The organism is Accumulibacter sp., from assembly GCF_029255285.1.
Classification (GTDB): Bacteria; Pseudomonadota; Gammaproteobacteria; order Burkholderiales; family Rhodocyclaceae; genus Accumulibacter.
The window spans coordinates 1-3,135 of sequence record NZ_JAPUVI010000069.1; the positions used below are offsets into that span (position 1 = coordinate 1).

5 protein-coding genes and 1 pseudogene are annotated in these 3,135 nt (G+C 64.5%); 2 read left to right on the forward strand and 4 right to left on the reverse strand.

Annotated elements, in window-relative coordinates; genetic code table 11:
* Positions 1 to 505: 505 nt before the first annotated feature.
* The 4 genes from Q1M07_RS08610 to Q1M07_RS08625 all read right to left on the reverse strand — a co-directional run bounded on the left by Q1M07_RS08610 (position 506) and on the right by Q1M07_RS08625 (position 2,057).
* Positions 506 to 649 carry a hypothetical protein gene (locus Q1M07_RS08610; protein ID WP_300453021.1) on the reverse strand — a complete coding sequence of 48 codons (144 nt, stop codon included), beginning with the start codon at positions 647 to 649 and terminating at the stop codon, positions 506 to 508.
* Positions 650 to 704: 55 nt separating this feature from the next.
* Positions 705 to 1,313: a 3'-5' exonuclease gene (locus tag Q1M07_RS08615; RefSeq protein WP_300453023.1), complete on the reverse strand. Its 609-nt coding sequence runs from the start codon at positions 1,311 to 1,313 to the stop codon at positions 705 to 707.
* Positions 1,314 to 1,370: 57 nt separating this feature from the next.
* Complete coding sequence (locus Q1M07_RS08620) at positions 1,371 to 1,502, reverse strand: hypothetical protein (RefSeq protein WP_300453025.1); 132 nt, start codon at positions 1,500 to 1,502, stop codon at positions 1,371 to 1,373.
* Positions 1,503 to 1,781: 279 nt separating this feature from the next.
* A complete protein-coding gene (locus tag Q1M07_RS08625; protein WP_300453027.1) occupies positions 1,782 to 2,057 on the reverse strand; it encodes a UvrD-helicase domain-containing protein in 276 nt (91 codons plus the stop codon).
* Between Q1M07_RS08625 and Q1M07_RS08630 the strand changes: the two genes are divergently transcribed.
* A complete protein-coding gene (locus Q1M07_RS08630; RefSeq protein WP_300453029.1) occupies positions 1,947 to 2,408 on the forward strand; it encodes a sensor histidine kinase in 462 nt (153 codons plus the stop codon). The two genes, Q1M07_RS08625 and Q1M07_RS08630, sit on opposite strands and share 111 nt — an antisense overlap.
* 497 nt (positions 2,409 to 2,905) lie before the next feature.
* Positions 2,906 to 3,135, forward strand: a pseudogene (locus tag Q1M07_RS08635) (cytosolic protein); the annotation flags it as partial.

The window sequence follows — 3,135 nt, forward strand, 5'->3', positions numbered from 1 at the left end:
GCATTCGAGCCTGGGCTACCTGTCGCCTGTTCAGTTCATGGAGAAGTGGCTCGGCAGCCAGGATCAGGAAAAACAGGTAGCATGAACCCCACCCTTTGGAAGACGAAATACCGAGGGAACCTCAGTAGCCAGACTGAGACCCTTTTCACCGACAACCTTGACCAGACTTCCCTCCGGTAAGTGAATATTTTGGGACAGACCAAGTATATTGGCTCGGATGACTGTGTTCCCGAATGTCAGCAAAGACCAAGCTACGGACGTCGCTAGGTGGCGTCATCAACGACCGCTTAGGCCGATAAACGGTCGTTCGCAGCGGCGGTCCCTCGATCGCCTCCGAGTGTTGGCTGGCATCCTCTCGCTTTGCCACGCGGGTTGAGCGATCAAACCCCCGCGTCCGCAGGGTCACTCTTGCCCCAATTCACGGCGAGCAGCTTGAAGATCAGACTTGCTCGTTGAGCGATACAGTATCTTGCAATGACCCGACTACCTGGGCCCTGAACCCTGGTCAACTGCCCGGCGCGTAAACCAGTTCGGGAACCACCATCTCCCACGATTCACCTTGTGTGTTGATCCGCGACTTGTATGCCTCCGCCTCGTCTCGCGGTCGGCGCACGTGAATGGCGGCGACGCGGGCTTCGATGCCGTGCACGTCGGCTTCCGGTTCGAAGTGCTGCGACAGGGCGCCGACGTCTACCCCTTGCGCATCACACAGTCGCCAGGCGCCGGCCGATGTTTGGCGAAGGGCGCTCCGGCTGCCCACCGCCAGTCCGGCAAGTGCCCGGTGAATGGCGTGGCCGGGGGATAGCGCGCGGCAAAGTCGAGGTCGATCTGTCGCCAGTCAAGTCGCCGATGGCGGCGCGCCAGTTCCAGTGGCGGCGTTGGCAGCGGCATCGCGAGGCGACGCGGGAAGGCCAGTGAGTCCGACGAGGAGCGGGACGACGAGAGGGACAACAGGTGCACCGTCTTCCCGCCAACGCGTCGAGCCAGGCTTGGCCGCGATCGAAGCGCGCCAGCACCAGCGTCTTGCGCGCACGTGTCATGGCCACGTTGTACAGCCGGCGCGTGGCGTCCGCATCCTCATTGGCGCCGCTCCGTAGCCAGTCGCCATCGAGGACCGCGACGCGATCGAATTCGAGACCTTTGGCCCAATGCGCGGTCAGCAGCAGGCTGGTCTGCCCAAGGTGCGCTTCCCGGCCCCAATCGGCCAACCAGTTGAGGAAATGGTCGCGCGGCAGTTCGCCGTCGCCGGCATCGAGCGCATACTCGGTCAGCGCCTCGCGCAGATAGCTCCACCACTGCGCGGCGGGCTGCATCGCCAGTCACTGGCGAATCGTTGGTGCGTCGATCAGCGCACTGTCTCGCGCCCGCAATCAGCCGACCATCGCCTGCGTTTCGCGCAGACGCCAGAAGCCGCTGCTGTCTTCATCGGCCTGCTGCACCGGAATGCCCCGCAGTTCGCAATAGCTTCGCACCCGGTCGAGCGACCGCCAGTTGCGGGCCATGATGGCGCAGCACGCCAGTCCCACGCCGGTGCCAGAAGCGCCATGCGCTCGAATTCCGTGATCACGGCAAGGGCCTGGGTCCGATCGTTGTCGCTGGCCGGCAATATCTGCACGCGCCCCCAGCCGGCCGGGTCGATACCGGCTCATTCCCGCCTGCGCCCTGGCCCTTGCGCGCTGCATCGATGTGGATCGGGTGCGCCTGCTTCATGCGGTTCGCCGCCGGGGCGATCAGCCGGTTGGCGGCTTCGATGATGTTGGCCGTCGAGCGATAGGTGTCGGTCAGGAAGGACGGCCTGGCGGCATAGTCGGCCTCGAAGCGACGGATGAACGCAACCGAGGCGCCATTGAAGGCGTAGATGTTCTGGTCGTCATCGTCGCCGACGGGTTGATGCGGCCGTCCTCATCGGGCCGCGTGCGGCCGGCCAGCGCCGAAGTGAGTTCGTATTGTTCGGGTGCGGTATCCTGATATTCGTCAACCAGAATCCAGCGGCAACCGGCCAGCAGGCGCTCACGCTGTTGATCCGCTTCCTCGGGCGGCAGGTCCTTGCTCTTCAGGAGGTTCTCCGCCTGTTCGATGGTCTCCCTGAACAGGTCGCCATCCACTCCCCCGTTGTCGGCGACGATCTCGCTATTGACACCGCCATCTCACTCGGTCTGATCTGCAACGAGCTGATCGCCGACGCCAACAAGCATGCCTTTCCCGGAGGCGACCCGGGACGCATCGATGTGCGCCAGGTCATTTTGGTGCCGGGAGGCTGGCAGTTGGCCGTGAGCGACAACGGGGTCGGCCTGCCCGAAAGCTTCGAGATGCGGCAATTGTCGTCGCTGGGCCTGCAGGTGGTGCAGTCGCTGAGTGCGCAGCTCGCGCCGAACTGTCGATCGAGTACAGGGACGGGATCTGCGTGACCCTCGTCCATCGCCCCGCGGCGCCGGATGCGGCGACGCCCGTTGACGGCGGCGCGCTGATGTGGTGCGGCGGGCGGGACGGTGCGGCTCCCGGGCCCCTGGAACTCGACGGCGGTCTGCAACCCGCCGTGATCATCCGGTCCGGGGCCCAGGACGATCGCGACAGCCCAGACAAGCGCCTGGAGGGCGGCTGCGTCGCTGTCAGCCTGGTAGCTTGGGCTGAGGAACGAAGCCCAGCAAACAGCACGTCTTTGGCCGCGCGCCTGGGCTGTTGGGCGTCGCAGACGCAGCCCAACCTACGAGTGCTGCGAGTGCGTGGAATTCGACTCCGCCACCCGCGCCGCGCGGCAACGCCGCTTCGCCAGGCAAAAAGATAGAATGCCCGGATGGAAAGCGATCAACCTGCTCCGCCAGACCGCTCCGGCCACCCGCCGGAGTTCATCGACGATTGCGACAGCCCGTGGAAAGAAGCCGTCGAGCACTACTTTCCTGAATTCATGGCCTTCTATTTCCCGGCCGCGTATGCCCGCATCGACTGGTCTGCGGGCCACGAATTCCTTGATCAGGAACTCCGCGCCGTGGTGCAGGACGCTGAACTCGGCAAGCGCCTGGTCGACAAACTGGTCCGCGTCACCCGTCTGTCGGGAACAGAAGACTGGATCTACCTCCACATCGAAGTGCAGGGCAGCCCGCAGGCGGAATTCGCCGAACGGATGTTCGTTTACAA

What these genes read in the sequence shown, in the direction of transcription:
- Q1M07_RS08615 (WP_300453023.1), bottom strand. Translation starts at nt 1,313, where the DNA reads ATGCAGCCCGCCGCGCAGTGGTGGAGCTATCTGCGCGAGGCGCTGACC.
- Q1M07_RS08620 (WP_300453025.1), bottom strand. Translation starts at nt 1,502, where the DNA reads ATGGCCCGCAACTGGCGGTCGCTCGACCGGGTGCGAAGCTATTGCGAA.